Source organism: Kitasatospora sp. NPDC098652, assembly GCF_044760155.1.
Taxonomy (GTDB): Bacteria; Actinomycetota; Actinomycetes; order Streptomycetales; family Streptomycetaceae; genus Kitasatospora.
Genome location: NZ_JBIWAQ010000001.1, coordinates 457,898 through 471,742, shown reverse-complemented (window position 1 = coordinate 471,742; position 13,845 = coordinate 457,898). Strand labels below are relative to the sequence as shown.

Annotated in this window: 12 protein-coding genes; 5 read left to right on the top strand and 7 right to left on the bottom strand. The window is 73.7% G+C overall.

What is annotated here, in order from left to right; all coding sequences use genetic code 11:
- The first annotated feature begins 279 nt into the window (after positions 1-279).
- Together ACIQWA_RS02095 and ACIQWA_RS02090 are read left to right on the top strand one after the other, a co-directional pair.
- On the top strand, positions 280-1,209 hold the full coding sequence (locus ACIQWA_RS02095) for an ROK family protein (RefSeq protein ID WP_402476935.1): 930 nt from the start codon (positions 280-282) through the stop codon (positions 1,207-1,209).
- Between the two features lie 166 nt (positions 1,210-1,375).
- Positions 1,376-2,596: a HEAT repeat domain-containing protein gene (locus tag ACIQWA_RS02090; RefSeq protein WP_402476932.1), complete on the top strand. Its 1,221-nt coding sequence runs from the start codon at positions 1,376-1,378 to the stop codon at positions 2,594-2,596.
- A 73-nt stretch (positions 2,597-2,669) separates the two neighbouring features.
- Here the strand turns inward: ACIQWA_RS02090 and ACIQWA_RS02085 are convergent, their stop codons facing one another.
- The 5 genes from ACIQWA_RS02085 to ACIQWA_RS02065 all read right to left on the bottom strand — a co-directional run bounded on the left by ACIQWA_RS02085 (position 2,670) and on the right by ACIQWA_RS02065 (position 6,845).
- Complete coding sequence (locus ACIQWA_RS02085) at positions 2,670-3,980, bottom strand: sensor histidine kinase (protein ID WP_402476929.1); 1,311 nt, start codon at positions 3,978-3,980, stop codon at positions 2,670-2,672.
- Positions 3,977-4,642, bottom strand: coding sequence for a response regulator transcription factor (locus ACIQWA_RS02080; protein ID WP_402476926.1), 666 nt, complete (start codon positions 4,640-4,642; stop codon positions 3,977-3,979). Before ACIQWA_RS02080 ends, ACIQWA_RS02085 begins: the two co-directional genes overlap by 4 nt.
- A gap of 399 nt (positions 4,643-5,041) precedes the next feature.
- A complete protein-coding gene (locus ACIQWA_RS02075; RefSeq protein ID WP_402476924.1) occupies positions 5,042-5,458 on the bottom strand; it encodes a hypothetical protein in 417 nt (138 codons plus the stop codon).
- Between the two features lie 163 nt (positions 5,459-5,621).
- Entirely contained in the window at positions 5,622-6,023 is a 402-nt protein-coding gene (locus ACIQWA_RS02070; protein ID WP_402476921.1) for a hypothetical protein, read from the bottom strand.
- Positions 6,024-6,275: 252 nt separating this feature from the next.
- A complete protein-coding gene (locus ACIQWA_RS02065) occupies positions 6,276-6,845 on the bottom strand; it encodes a hypothetical protein (protein WP_402476918.1) in 570 nt (189 codons plus the stop codon).
- A 357-nt stretch (positions 6,846-7,202) separates the two neighbouring features.
- Here ACIQWA_RS02065 and ACIQWA_RS02060 point away from each other — a divergent pair, with 357 nt between their 5' ends.
- The 3 genes from ACIQWA_RS02060 to ACIQWA_RS02050 all read left to right on the top strand — a co-directional run bounded on the left by ACIQWA_RS02060 (position 7,203) and on the right by ACIQWA_RS02050 (position 12,166).
- A complete protein-coding gene (locus tag ACIQWA_RS02060) occupies positions 7,203-7,751 on the top strand; it encodes a GNAT family N-acetyltransferase (RefSeq protein WP_402476916.1) in 549 nt (182 codons plus the stop codon).
- Between the two features lie 241 nt (positions 7,752-7,992).
- A complete protein-coding gene (locus ACIQWA_RS02055; protein WP_402476914.1) occupies positions 7,993-9,777 on the top strand; it encodes a glycosyltransferase family 2 protein in 1,785 nt (594 codons plus the stop codon).
- 181 nt (positions 9,778-9,958) lie between these two features.
- The gene (locus ACIQWA_RS02050) at positions 9,959-12,166 is read left to right on the top strand and encodes an acyltransferase family protein (protein WP_402476911.1); all 2,208 of its coding nucleotides are present in this window, start codon (positions 9,959-9,961) and stop codon (positions 12,164-12,166) included.
- Positions 12,167-12,229: 63 nt separating this feature from the next.
- Here ACIQWA_RS02050 and ACIQWA_RS02045 read toward each other — a convergent pair whose 3' ends face one another.
- Positions 12,230-13,123, bottom strand: coding sequence for a pentapeptide repeat-containing protein (locus ACIQWA_RS02045; protein WP_402476909.1), 894 nt, complete (start codon positions 13,121-13,123; stop codon positions 12,230-12,232).
- Positions 13,113-13,586, bottom strand: coding sequence for a hypothetical protein (locus ACIQWA_RS02040; protein ID WP_402476906.1), 474 nt, complete (start codon positions 13,584-13,586; stop codon positions 13,113-13,115). Before ACIQWA_RS02040 ends, ACIQWA_RS02045 begins: the two co-directional genes overlap by 11 nt.
- Positions 13,587-13,845 lie beyond the last annotated feature (259 nt).

The window sequence follows — 13,845 nt, the reverse complement described above, 5'->3', positions numbered from 1 at the left end:
TGCGGAACGGGTGGCACACACCGGACCGGTCGGTGGGCCGGGCCGGCCGTCGTCGGAGGCCGGCCGCCGGGGGGCCGCAGCTTCTTCGTAACGAAGATTAACAATATGTGGGTGTGGGCGCAACCGCCCAGCGGAGGTGGACGGCGGGGCGGGCGGGGTCGCGGGCAGGGGTGGGGCAGGGCGGTTCATCAGATCCTCAGGGTCCCCGTGGCACTGTGAGTGGCTGGCCGGGGTGCGGCGGAGAGCCCCCCGGCGACATCCACGAGCAAGGAGCGGCGCGTGCCATCGCCTGTAGTGCTGGGCTTCGACATCAGCGGGACCCGGATCGCCGTCGCCGCGACCGACACGGGCGGCGTCCGGCTCGGGTCGGACGTGGTGCCGACGCACACCGAGCCGAGCCCCGCAGGCTGCCTGGCCCGGGCCGTGGGTGCCACGAGGGTCCTCCTGGAGCGGGTGGCGCCCGGCCGGGCGACGGTCGGCGTCGGGGTCTCGATGCTCGGCGCCCTGGGCGAACGCGCGGGCGCCGCCCCGCCGACCGATCAGGACTGGAGCAGCCCGGCCGTGCGCCATGAACTCGCGTCCGCGTTCGGGGGTGCCCGGGTCCGGGTCGCCACCGACGTGATGGCCGCCGCCCGGGTCGAGGCCGAGTACGGTTCCCTGGCCGGCGCCGACCCGGCGGTCTACCTGAACCTGGGCACCGGCCTGGCCGTCGCCATCGTGGTCGGTGGCGAGGTCGTCCTCGGCCGCAACGGCACCGCCGGCGGGATCGGCCGCAACCTGCGCCGGATCGCCGACGTCGGGCAGCCGACCGAGGACCGGATCCTGCTGGAGGAGGCCGTCAGCGGCAAGGCACTCCTGAAAGAAGCCCTCACGGTGCTGCCGGGCCTGGACAGCGCGGGCCAGGCCCTCGCGGATGCTGCCCGACACCCGCAACTGGCCGGTCTGCTGGCGGAGTTCACCGCCGAGCTGGCGTTCCACCTCACGAACCTGGCCATCGCGGTCGACCCGGAGCGGATCGCGGTGGGCGGCAGCATGGCGCGGGCCTGGGACGTCCTGCACCCGCCGCTGAGCAGGGCCCTCGCCGCCGCCGTGCCCCACCCGCCGGACCTCGTCCTGGCGGACTTCCCCCTCAACACCCCGTTCCTGGGCGCCCTGGCGCTCGGGCAGGCGGCAGCCCGCGACGCGCTGGCGGCTGCCGCACCCGGGTGAGAGCCGGCTTCCGAAGGTCCGGGGCAACAGACGGCCAGGTCAGGAAGCGAACGGGGTTGGGTGCAGAGGCCTTTGGGGGGACGGATCACGGTGCTGAGGAGGGGGACAGCCTCTGCGGCAGGTTCGAAGTCGAAGTCGAACCCCTGATGTGCCAGGATCTGTCGCTGTGATCAGCGACCCTCTTGCCGGCCTGGACGATGTGCCCTGGGCTGAACTGCGGCACTCCTACGGCCGGGCCGACGACGTTCCCGCACACCTCAGGGCGATGCAGGCGGGGGACCGGGAGGGCGATTACCCGCCGAGTGTGCAGCTCGCGAACCACATCGTGCACCAGGGCACGCGATCGCAGGCTGCGGTGTACACCGTTCCGTTTCTCGTGCGGATGGCGCTCGATCCGAGGCTGGTCAACAGGCACCGGTTCGTTGCTCTGCTGGTCGCCATCGCGATCGGGTTGGACAACAACCACCTGCCGGACGGCTACGACCCCCGGGAGGACCGCGACCATCTGGCAACGGTGCGAGGTGAGGCCGAGGACCGGGCCAGGTGGATCGCCGAAGCCACGGACGACGAGCAGCGCCAGTGGCGCGAGGCGAGCTGCGAGCAGATGCTCATCGACGCCGAAGCGATCGTGTCCTCCTACAACGCCGTTCGGGAGGCACTTCCCGCACTCGCCGTCCTGCTGACCTCGGACAGCCCTGAGCTGCGCGCCGAGACGGCGAACCTGTTCGCGTGGTTCCCCGAGTCCGCTTCGACGTCGATTCCGTTGCTGAAGGCGCTCGTCGCCGATGAGGCCTCGCCCGGCGTCGCGGCGACGGGCCTGGTCGCCCTCGGGCTGCTCGGCGATCCGGCGGCCGTCCCCTTCGTCGAAAGTTACCTCGACAGCCCTGTCGTCGAGCTGCGCTGGGCCTCCGCCTTCGCGCTGACACGGCTCGGCATCGCCGACCCGGCCGTCGTCGACGTGCTGATCCGGGTCATCGCCTGGCCGCCGGAGAGGACCGAGACCATGCCTTTCCTGAGCGGCTCCTACCGAAGCCTCGCGGTGCTGGCCCTGGCCGAGACGTCCGAGGCCACGACGCCCCGGGCGGTCGAGGCCATGCTTGTCGGCCTGGCCGACTGCATGGGCGTCGACTGGCACCCCGACAGGTACTACACGGCACACGGGCTGTTCACGCTGGTCTTCCCGGGCGAGCCCGCCGAAGTGCCGCAGTCCTTCGGAGATCTGAGCGACGTGCAGCAGCGGGTCGTGCGGTTCCTCGCCGACCAGGACGACGTCGGCTGGCCGCACCACGTAGCGGACGCTCTGAACCGGTGGAAGGTGCCGACCGGGCGCTCCGACCTACGCGTATACGTCGGGAGTGTCCGGACCGGCCGACAGGCCGACATCTGACGTCGGGTGCCGGTGAGGCCGAATCGGGCACCTCCGCGATGAGCCTGCGCCCGTCACGGGCGGGGCGGGCGCGTCAGCGCTTCTGGACGGGCAGCCGCAGGAGGAACCTGGTCCCGCCCCGGTCGCTGGTGGCGACGGTGAGCGAACCCCCGTGGGCGTGGGCGACCCAGGCGGCGATCGACAGGCCGAGGCCGCTGGAGCCCTTTCCGCTGCGGAACCGCTCGAAGAGGGATTCGGCCAGCTCGGGTGGTATGCCGGGACCGGCGTCGTCCACCGCGACGGTGCCGTCCGAGTCGACGGTGATCTCGACGTCGGCCGGCTGCCCCGGGGCGTGGCCGTGGGTGAGCGCGTTGCCCAGGAGGTTGGCGACGGCGCGGCGCAGCAGTCCCGCGTCGGCGAGCACGACCACGGCCTCGGTCCGGACGGTCACCCGGTGCCCGTCCGTCGGGGTGTCGGCGACGACGGTGTCGACGAGCTGGTCGAGCCGCAGTGGCTCCCGGTCCAGCTGTACGGCACCGGCCCGCAACCGGGCGCGGGTGAGCAGGTCGTCGACCAGCTCGCTCATCCGGGTGGACTGGCGCAGCGTGCGCCGCATGACCTCGGTGCTGTCGGCCTCCCCACGCAGCCCCGTCTCGGCGAGTACGCGCAACGAGGCGACAGGGGTGCGCAGATCGTGCGCGGCGTCCGCGAAGAACGCCTCCTGCTGGTCGAGTGCCGCCAGGGCCGGCCGTACGGCCCGTCCGGCGAGCCAGCGGCCCGCCGCGGCCGAGGCGGCCGCCAGCACCGCGCAGGCGATGGTGAGGAGCAGGGCCAGCCGTTGGTGGTCGTCCACGTTGCCCGAGATGTCGACCGCGGTGACCGCCACCGGCCCGGAGTCATTCGTGCCCGGACCGGAGAACGGCTGGGCGTACAGGCGGAGGCGGTGGCCGTCCGGTGTCGTCGTGGTGCTCTCGGCGGTGTCCTGCTCGCGTCCGGCCTCGTCGGCGACGGCCTGCAGGGCGTCGGCCGGGACGACCAGGCAGGGCCGGTGCGGAGCGGCGATCGGGGAGACCTGACCGCCGGACTCCTTGAACAGGGTCACCGGGGGGCAGTCGTAGTCGCCCTCCTTCGGGTCGGGGTAGGTGAGCTCGCCGTTCTCGTCGTAGTGCAGATTCGCGCCGATCTCACTGGTCCGGAGCCTGAGCTCGGTGTCGACCTGGGCGCGCCAGGACCTGTCGTCCCCCTGCACGGCGATGATCGCCATGCCGACCAGGCCGAGCGCGCTGACCAGGCCGAAGAGCAGGGCGATGCGGCGCCGCAGCCGCCGGATCCGGCCCTTCGGCGTCGGCGGGGTCCGGCGGCGGCGCGGGCGACGGATGCGGTCGGCCAGGGCCGGACGGCTCACGCCTGCGACTCCAGGCGGTAGCCGACCCCGCGCACGGTGTGGATCAGCGGCGGGTCTCCCAGCTTGCGGCGGAGCTGGGAGACCAGGACCTCGACCACGTTCGAGTTGGGCTCGGTCAGTTCGTCCCAGCAGCGTTCGATGAGTTCGGTGCGGCGGACCGCCTCGCCGGGCCGGGTGGCGAGGGTCTCCAGAAGGGCGAACTCCTTGATCGTGAGGGCCAGGAGGACGCCGTCGCGGTGCACCGTGCGGCCGGCCGTGTCGATCTCCAGGCCGCCGCAGCGGACCACCGGCGGGCGGGTGACGGCGGTGCGCCGGCACAGGTTACGGACCCGGGCCACCAGTTCCGGCACGGCGAAGGGTTTCACCAGGTAGTCGTCGCCGCCGGTGGCGAAGCCCTCGACCCGGTCGGTGACGGTGTCACGCGCGGTGAGGAAGAGCACCGGCAGGGTCTGGCCTTCGGACCTTATTCGGCGCACGTAGTCCGCCGAATCACCGGCAGGCAGCATCCGGTCGAACACGACGCAGTCGTAGGCGGTGACGAACAACGCCTCGTCGGCCTCGGGAAGGTCGGCGGCCTCATCGACCGCCAGGCCGTTGCCGCGCAGCGCGGCCGCTACGGCGAACCGCAGGTCCTCGTCGTCCTCGACCACCAGTACTCGCATATCGGCCAGAATAATGACGTCCGATGACGGAGTCGCGGGCAGGCGGGCGGCTGAGCTCCCGATGCGGGTCGGCGCGGCTTCGACGGACGCGCGCCGCGCGGGTGGACGTGCCGGGGTCGGGCGCTTCCGCGAGGCGGTGCGATGGAGGCCGGTGATCTGAGTGCTTCCTCACTGCTCGACGGGGTTCCGGGGAGTCGGGCGTCCCGATCTGTGCCGAGGGGCGTCCCGATCTGTGCCGAGGAGGGCCGTGCACCTCCCCGTGCCCGGGGGGATTCGACACCTGGGAGGTGCACAGCCAGTCGCCGGTCCGCGGCCGCCGCTACGGCAACGGACCGGCGTTGTCCACGGCTGCCTCCCCCTCCGCGTGAACCGGGAAGGCATCGCCGCCGACGTCGAGGATCATCGCAGCAGGAACCTGAGGATTCGATGAGCGTCGGTACGGCCTCCGGTCGCCGACTTGATCCCTGCCACGAAGCGGGCCGAGTTGCCCCGGCAGTGGCGAGCGGCGATCCGGTGCTGCCCGGTCGCCGCGGCCTGCCGACAGACCGTCTTCGGGAAAGCCGCGCTCGGGCTCGCCGTCGTCCTGAGCGCGGCCTCCGCTGCCAGGAGCACCGCCAGCACGACCGCCACCAAGCAGGCCCGCCGGAGGAGCGATCCGGCCCGCGCCGGCAGCCGGTGCAGGCGCCGGACGACCTGCCGCCGGGCGGCGACCAGGGCGAAGGTGCAGCGCTTCCGTACCGCCCGGACCAGGGAGGCCGTCCCGGGCCGAGCGCTCGGAAGGCGGGCCTTCCGGTCGTTCCGTATGGACTCCTGCATGGCTCTGCTCCGTCCTGCGTCCACCGTCGGTGCATGGGACAGCCTGGCTGGGAGCAGCTGAGGATTCGGTGAGTGCGGGCCGGGTCGGTCGGGCGGCGCCGGTGACGGGCTCACCGGCGGCGGCTCCGGTCCGTCACAGGACGTGCACGGTGCGCTGCGCGGCTTACCGCCGGTGCGCTCGGTGGAGTGCGTCCTCGACCAGCCCGACCTGTTCGCGGACGGCCTTCGCCCAGGTCTGCTCGCGGAGGTAGGCCTCGATGGTCTCCGTGTCGTCGGCGCGCCGCGGCGCGCCGAGCAGGGCCGCTCGCAGCGCCCGCAAGCCCGCCTGCACGGCGAGGATCTCGGCATCCAGGTGGAGCCGGACCAGGTGGGCCAGGTGCAGCGGATTGCGGTGGAACACCTGCTCGTGTCGCCAGCGTGCCGGGGCCAGGTCGAACAGCCAGTCCGTTGCGGACCGTTCGAACTCCCTCGTGCCGGGCCGACGGACCGAACCGGGCCATCGAATCGACGGCGGACGCACCGCTCCGGGCGCGGAGTACGCACCGGAAGCCGGGATTTCGATCATGGTTCATCACCCTGATTCCATGGAACATGGAGCCACTGACCCGCTCGGCGGCGCCGGCCCCGGCAGTGGACGCGAGCAGGGGGACTGCCGGTCGTTCGCACGTCTTCGGGTGCCGCGTGGCCGGAACACTTCGGGTGCGACGAGTCTCAGGGCGTGCGACCGGCCCTGTCAAGGCTCGCCCAGGGGCGCGTCCCATGGGGCCGCGCGCGGGGTGGAACGGGGTAGCGGCCCCGCTCCGGCCCATGACCTGGCTCAGTCGAGGCCGAGTACCGCGAGGGCGGTGGTCCAGTCGGTGGCGATGGCGTGCTGGGCGGGGTCCAGGTTCACCTGGTGGTTGCAGACCGCGCGGTAGAGCTTGTACTCGACCTTGTCCTTGTCGGCGGCGGTAAGGCCGTCGGGGCCGGTGCCGTAGCGCGGTTGGGGCCAGAGGTTGTGGGGGTCGGTCGGGTGGCCGCCGAGGGAGAGCGGGATGTGGTGGTCCTCCTCGTAGTCCGCGGTGTCGGTGTCCTCGTAGCCGTACTCGCCGATCTGCTGGACCTTCAAGCGGTTGGTGTAACTCGTGGGCGGGCGGATCGACTTGCTGTAGCCGGGGACGCAGATGGTGTCGTCGATGGTGTCCTGGCTGACGTCCGGGTTGGTGGCGCCCGGGGTGCAGGACGGGTCGGGCAGCGGGAGGTACGCCTGCGAACACGTCGCGGCGAGGGCGGTGCGGGTGGCCGTGCGGGTGGCCGGGGCGGCGTGGGCGGTGCCGCCGGCCGCGAGCGCGGCGACGGCGAGCGCGAGGGCGGCCGCCGAGGCGGCGAGACGCTGGGGGTGAGGCATGGGCAAGGGCTCCCTGATGCTGGCTCGGTCCGGATCGCCGAGCGATGCCGTCATGACATCATCGATGGATCTATGCGAGTAGAGCGACCGCGGTGAACAACGGACGAAGCGTCAACTCCGTTTGTTCGACGGAGCTTTGCCTGATCTTTCCGCGAGGTCGGACGGGCCTGGCTTCCCAGGGGCGGATCAGTTGAGGCGGTGTCCGTTTCTGCGGGTCGCGCCGCCGTTGCAGTTCCGGACGGCAGCCGTGCCGTGGCGGGGTCGGCCCGCACGCCCGGGTCGAGGCGGCGATGTGGCACGATGCATAAAAGTCGACATTCACCGGAATGCCGACCGTCCCGAGAACGAGGTAGCGCCATGCCCGAGACCGCCGCCAGGACCCCCGGTGAACCGATCTTCCGCCCCGCGACCCTCGCCGACGTCCCGGCGCTGGTCGAGCTGGTCGAGTCCGCCTACCGGGGGGAGGCCAGCAAGGCCGGCTGGACCACCGAGGCGGACCTGCTGGGCGGGCAGCGCACCGACGCCGAGGGGGTGGCGGAGGCCGTCGGCCACAGCGAGGGGCTGGTGCTGCTGGCCGAGCGCGACGGCGAGCTGCTGGCCTGCTGCCAGTTGGAACGGCGGGGCGAGCGGGCGTACTTCGGCATGTTCTCGGTGCGCCCCGGCCTCCAGGGCGGCGGAATCGGGCGGCTGGTGCTCGCCGAGGCGGAGCGGCTGGCCGGCGAGGAGTGGGGGGTCGGCGCGATGGAGATGACGGTCATCGAGCAGCGCGCGGAGCTGATCGCCTGGTACGAGCGCCGCGGTTTCCGCCGGACCGGTGTGTACAGCCCGTTCCCGTACGGCGACGAGCGCTTCGGTGTCCCGCGCCGTCCGGACCTCCGGTTCGAGCAGCTGGTCAAGGAGCTGTAGGGGCGCGGGGGTGCCGGGGTGGGAGCGGGGAGCGGGGAGCGGGGTGGGTGTGGGGAGGGTCGGGGCGAGGGGCGGATTCGTTGATCGTTTGACGGTCTGCCCTCCTACTGACGTGACGTCAAGTCGCTGAACAGGGGCGATGCGGAGATGTCACACCTCGTTCATGATTGGTCCAGACCAATGTGAGAGGCTGAGGACGTACGGCGAAGTTCCGTCCGATGCCCAGGGGGGCCATTTCCGCATGCCCGTACTCCATGGCACCGCCATGTCCGCGCCCGACACCGGTCCGCGCCGGACGCCCGCGGACCCCGACCTACGACTCCCCAGCCCGCCCGACGACCAGGAGCTCTACTGGTACTTCGGCCCGCAGCGCCGCTGGGTGCTGCTCTGCGCCACCCTCTCCTACGCGGGAGCCACCGCCACCCTCGGCCTGTTCGCCCTCAGCAAGCCGCTGCTCTGGCCGTTCCTGGTGCTCACCGTGCTCAACGCCGCCACCTGGCTGCTCTCGCTCACCGACGGCCAGCGGGCCCGCCGCTTCACCCGCGACTCGCACGACCTGCTGCTGCGCGCCTGGAGCCCCGCCCGCCACCCGAGCGTGGACCTGCTGCTGCCGACCGCCGGCGAACCGCTCGCCGTCCTCGACAACGCCTACCGGCACACCGCCGCCGTCCAGTGGCCCGGCGAGCTGACCGTCCTGGTCCTCGACGACGCCGACCGCCCCGAGGTGCGCGAACTCGCCCGCTCCTACGGCTTCCAGTACCGCGCCCGCCCCGACCGCGGCCGCTTCAAGAAGGCCGGCAACCTCAACCACGGCCTGGCCGAGGGCACCGGCGAGATCATCGCCGTCCTCGACGCCGACTTCTGCCCCCGCCCCGACTTCCTGCACCACCTGGTGCCCTACCTCGACAACCCCGAGGTCGGCATCGTGCAGAGCCCGCAGTGCTTCGACACGGACGCCGACATGTCCTGGCTCGAACGCGCCGCCGGGGCGACCCAGGAGATCTTCTACCGCTGGATCCAGCCCTCCCGGGACGCCCAGGACGGCACCGTCTGCTGCGGCACCAACGCGCTCTACCGACGCGCCGCCCTGCAACGGATCGGCGGCTTCGCCGAGATCGACCACAGCGAGGACCTCTACACCGGCCTCGCCCTCGCCCGGGCCGGCTGGAGCACCCGGTACGTCCCCGCGCTGGTCGCCAAGGGCATGTCGCCCACCGGCCTGCCCGCCTTCATCAGCCAGCAGTACCGCTGGTGCCTCGGCTCGCTCGCCCTCGTCCGCGACCCGGACTTCCGCGGCGGCCCGCTGCCCCGGTCGGCCCGGCTGTGCTTCTGGAACGGCATCCTCGGCTACGTCACCAGCGCGGTGAACGTGTTCGCCGTGCCGCTGCCCGCGCTGATCATGCTGTTCTTCGCGCCCGAGGAGATCCAGCCCTGGCAGGTCCTGCCCTTCCTGCCGCCGATCTGGGTCGCCCTGGTGCTGCTGCCCGCGATGTCCCGCACCCGCTGGCGCTTCGAGGTCACCCGGGTCCAACTCCTGGGCGGGCTCTGCCACGTGGTCGCCATCGCGCACGCGCTGCGCCGCCGCTCCGCCGACTGGGTGCCCACCGGAGCCGTCTCCGGCGGGACCGCCCTGGCCCGCGGCGTCGCCCGACTCGGCGTCGGCTGGCTCGGCCTCGTCGTCCTCGCGGGCACGGCCGGCCTGGTGCGCGCCGGGCTGGAGTACGGCTGGCGACCCTTCTGGGCGCTCGCCGCGCTGCTCGGGCTCACCGCGTACACCATGATCCCGCTGATCAGGTCGCTGTGGCCGCTGCTCGGCACGGGCCGGGCCGCGCGGGCCGCGCGGGCCGCGCGGGCCGCGGACGGTGGCAAGGGCGCCGCCGTCGGAGAGGTCGCCGCACCGGCGCGGCGCCGCACCGGGCTCGGACCCGACCTCGGCTTCGGCCGGGCGGAAGCCGTCGCCGTCACCGCCGTGCTGCTGCTCTGCGGGCTGCTCGCCTCCGGCTGGGCCGACCCGCTGATCCTCTGAGCGGCTGGTCGGCCGACCGGACGGTCGGTTGACCTGTTGACCTGTTGACCTGTTGAACCGCTCGTTCCTCCCCGCTGCGTTTCCTTGCGCGTCGCCCCACCGGCGCGGACCCCCGCCGCCCGGCCGCCCCATCGGCCCGGCGGGCCCGACCATCGCCGCCAGCCCAGCAAGGAGCACCGCCGTGTCAACGGCCGTACCACCACCGACGTCGTCCCCGTCCTCCGAAGAACTGCTGCCCGGAGTCGTCCGGGTGGACCGGCAGGCCGCTGCCGCCGGAACCACCTCGACCTCCGTCTCGGGCACCTCCTCCGCCTCCGGCACCGTCGCGTCGACGGGCGAGCCCCGCCGCCGCGCCGCCTTCCGTCCCGACATCGAGGGACTGCGCGGCATCGCCGTGCTCTCCGTCCTCGCCTACCACGCGGCCGTCCCCGGCCCGACCGGCGGCTTCGTCGGCGTCGACGTCTTCTTCGTCATCTCCGGCTTCCTGATCACCGGTCTGCTCACCGGCCGTCCGATCGGCCTGTGGGACTTCGCCGCCCGTCGCGCCCGCCGCATCCTGCCCGCCGCCGCCACCGTCCTGGTCGCCACCGCCGCCGCCGGCGGCGCCCTGCTCGACCCGCTGCGCGGCACCGACCTCGCCCACGACCTGATCGCCGCCGCCGGCCAGTTCGCCAACTGGCGCTTCGTCGGCCAACAGACCGACTACCTCGCCGCCGAGCACGACCCCAGCCCGCTCCAGCACTTCTGGTCCCTCGGCGTGGAGAACCAGTTCTACCTGCTCTGGGGTGTCCTGCTGCTCGGCCTCGCCCGCTACCTGCACGGGCGCCGCCGGACCCTGGCGATCACCCTCGCCACCCTGGCCGTCGGCGGGGCCTCGCTGGCGCTCTGCCTGCGCTGGACGGCGACCTCGGCGCCGCTCGCCTACTTCTCCACCGGCAGCCGGCTCTGGGAGTTCGCCGCCGGGGCCTGCGCCGCTCTGCTGGGCAGCGCCCTCGCTGCCCGTACCGCTGCCCGTACCGCTGCCCGTTCTGGCGCCCGTGACCGCGTTCCCGCCCCCGTCGCCGGGCGCGGCTCCGGACGGGCCACGACCTGGGTGCTGCGGCTGCTCGGCTGGGCGGGCCTGGCGGCCGTGCTCGGCTCGGTCCTCCGGTACGACCGCACCACCCCCTTCCCCGGTGCGGCCGCCCTGCTGCCCGTCCTCGGCACCGCGGCCCTGCTGCTCGCCGCCCCCGCCGACCGGATCCTCGGCGGCGTCCTCGCCGGCCGCCCGCTGCGCGCCGCCGGGCGCCTCTCGTACGCCTGGTACCTGTGGCACTGGCCGGTGCTGACCATCGCCCAGGCCCGGTACGGCCAGCTGGCCTGGCCGGTGCTGCTCGCCCTGACCGCCGCCAGCGCGCTGCCCGCCTGGCTCACCCTGCGGCTCGTCGAGCAGCCCCTGCGGTATGGCAGCAGCCCGGCACCCCGGCGCGGCCTGGCCGTCGGCGCCAGCGCGCTCGTCATCCCGCTGATCGCCGCACTCACCCTCGGCGGCGGCACCGTCCGCGCGCTCGGCGGCACTGCGGACGCCCGGACCGTCGCCCCCGCCGGGGCCGTCGACGGCCCCGCGCTGCTCGCGCCCGGCGCGCGGGTGCTCGGCCTCACCCCCTCGCTCGCCCGCGCCCGGGAGGACTTCCCGCCCGGCAAGGGCTGCGAGATCCCGCTCAACGCCGACAGCAGCCCCCGCTGCCTCTTCGGCAACCAGGACAGCCCCGACCGGATCGTGCTGCTCGGCGACTCGCACGCCGGGCAGTGGATCTCCGCCGGGCTCGCCCTTGCCGAGCAGCGGCACTGGGCCCTGGAAGTGCTGGTCAAGCCCGGCTGCCCGCTGGCCACCCTGACCGTGCGTAACAACGTCCTCGGCCGCACCTTCGAGGAGTGCGACCGCTGGCGCGAGAACACCCTCACCCGGCTCACCTCCGGGCCCAAGCCCCGGCTGGTCCTGATCTCCGGCCTCAACCGCTACGGCAGCCAGGAGGAGCGCACCGAGGGCTGGACCCGCACCCTCGACCGCCTCACCGCCCTCGGTGCCCCGCTCGCCTACCTCGGCGACACCCCGATGCCGGGCAAGGACATCCCCACCTGCCTGGCCGCCTCCGACGGCCGCTCCGACGCCTGCTTCTTCCCCCGCGACACGGCCTTCGAGCCCGACCCGATGCTCGACGGCGGCCTCGCGGCCCGCTACGGCGTCCGCACCCTCGACCTCGGGCCGCTGCTCTGCCCGGGCAGCGGGGCGAGCTGCCCGGCCGTGCTGGAGGGCGTGGTGCTCTACCGGGACACCGGGCACATCACGGACACCCTGGCGCGGGTGCTGGCGCCGCGGATCGACAAGGGGGTGCTGGGCGCGCAGTGAGCACCCGGTGGGCGCGACGTCGAACGCCCGCGCGGCCGCGCCGCCCCGCACTGCCCCGTGGGTTCAGATCAGCACCGGCTCGCGGGGCAGCTCCTCCAGGCGGGAGTCCGCCCCGACGATCCGGAACACCCCCGGCCCCACCTCCTCGGAGCGGCTGCGGATGTCCATGTAGAGGTGGGCGGGCCACTCCGTCCGCAGCGACCAGCTGACGCCGATCAGATCGGCGCCGTCCAGGCGGGCGCCGGTCAGGTCCGCGTCGGTCAGATCGGCGTGGGCCAGGCCGGCGCCCGTGAAGTTCCCGTCGACCAGGACGGCGGCCGCGAGGCAGGCGTGGTCCAGGATCGCGCGGGACAGGTCGGCGCCGGTGAGGTCCGCCGAGGTGACGTACGCCTGGCTCAGGTCGGCCCTGGCCAGGGCGCCGCCGCGCAGCGTCGCCCCGGCCAGCACCGCCCCGCACAGCTGGGCCCGGCGCAGGTCCGCCCCGTCCATGGCGGCGCCGGTGAGCAGGGCGTAGCGCAGGTCGGACTCCGGCAGCCGGGTGTCGCGGAGCCGGGCGCCCGCCAGGTGGGCGTTGAAGAGCTGGGCCCGCACCAGGGTGGCGCCGGACAGGTCGGCGGCGTACAGGTTCGCGTCGTCCAGCGTCGCGTCCGACAGGTCGGCGCGCCACAGTTCGGCCTGGCAGAGGTTGATGTCGGTCATGATCGCCGAGCTCAGGTCCACGTCGTGCAGGCGCGCGCCGGCCAGGCTCGCGCCCGTCAGGTCCGCCGCCCGCAGGTCCGCCCCGGACAGGTCGGCTCCGGCCAGCTCGGCGTTGTGGAGCACCGCGCCCGGGCCGGGCACCCGGAGCGGCTCGAAGGCCAGCGCGGCCCGCAGCCAGGTCCGGAAGCCCTCCCTCGGCGGCTCCGCGGGCCGGGCCGCCGCCGACCCCCGTCCGTCCCGTACGGAATCACCGGCCACGACGCCTCCTCCGCTGGTCGGCCCCGTCGGCGGGGCCGTACCTGACGCCCACCCTGTCGTTCACCCGGTCGTTCACCCGGTTGTTCACCCTGTCGTCCACCCGGGGCACGATCGGGGTCCGGCGCGGTCCGGGCCGTGGCTCGGCACCGGTCCGGGGCGGCGAGGGGAGCTCCGGACGTGACGGGCCGCGCGCGAACATCTGCTGCAGGATCTGCGGCGCCGCGATGCCGATCGCCAACGCCCCCACCGGGCCCGCCACCTGGTTCGAGGCGGTGGACGCCGCCGTCACGATCACCCCGACGCTCAGCCGGATCGCCACCGCCACGACGTACGGGGCCGGCTTCATCTGCCCCCGGTACGTCCACGGGAAGCCGCCCACGGAGTTGATCCGCTCGTGGAGGGTCCACGCCTCGATGGCAGCCGCGCCACCGAGCCCCCACAGGCATGCGGCCAGCATCTGCATCCGAGCAACTCCTCGCACCCACCGCACCGTTGATTCCCGACGGCCCTCTCGCCGACCATGCTGGTGCACCGGGCCGTGCACTGCCGGGCCCGGCACCCCGCAGGGCACCGATCCTCGGGAAACACCGGCGTTCCGGGGGCGGGGGCGGGCCCGCCGTGGTATAGCGATCGGGCCCTGGTGCGGCCGGTGGGTGTGGGCGCGGATGCGGATGCGGGCGTGGAGGTCGGTGTCGGTGCGGGCGTCGGTGTCGGCGTTCCGG

Bases quoted from the DNA above. Each gene is read 5' to 3' on its own strand.
- ACIQWA_RS02055 (WP_402476914.1), top strand. From the start codon at position 7,993: ATGCCCGTACTCCATGGCACCGCCATGTCCGCGCCCGACACCGGTCCG.
- ACIQWA_RS02065 (WP_402476918.1), bottom strand. From the start codon at position 6,845: ATGCCTCACCCCCAGCGTCTCGCCGCCTCGGCGGCCGCCCTCGCGCTC.
- ACIQWA_RS02075 (WP_402476924.1), bottom strand. From the start codon at position 5,458: ATGCAGGAGTCCATACGGAACGACCGGAAGGCCCGCCTTCCGAGCGCT.
- ACIQWA_RS02060 (WP_402476916.1), top strand. From the start codon at position 7,203: ATGCCCGAGACCGCCGCCAGGACCCCCGGTGAACCGATCTTCCGCCCC.
- ACIQWA_RS02080 (WP_402476926.1), bottom strand. From the start codon at position 4,642: ATGCGAGTACTGGTGGTCGAGGACGACGAGGACCTGCGGTTCGCCGTA.
- ACIQWA_RS02070 (WP_402476921.1), bottom strand. From the start codon at position 6,023: ATGATCGAAATCCCGGCTTCCGGTGCGTACTCCGCGCCCGGAGCGGTG.
- ACIQWA_RS02040 (WP_402476906.1), bottom strand. From the start codon at position 13,586: ATGCAGATGCTGGCCGCATGCCTGTGGGGGCTCGGTGGCGCGGCTGCC.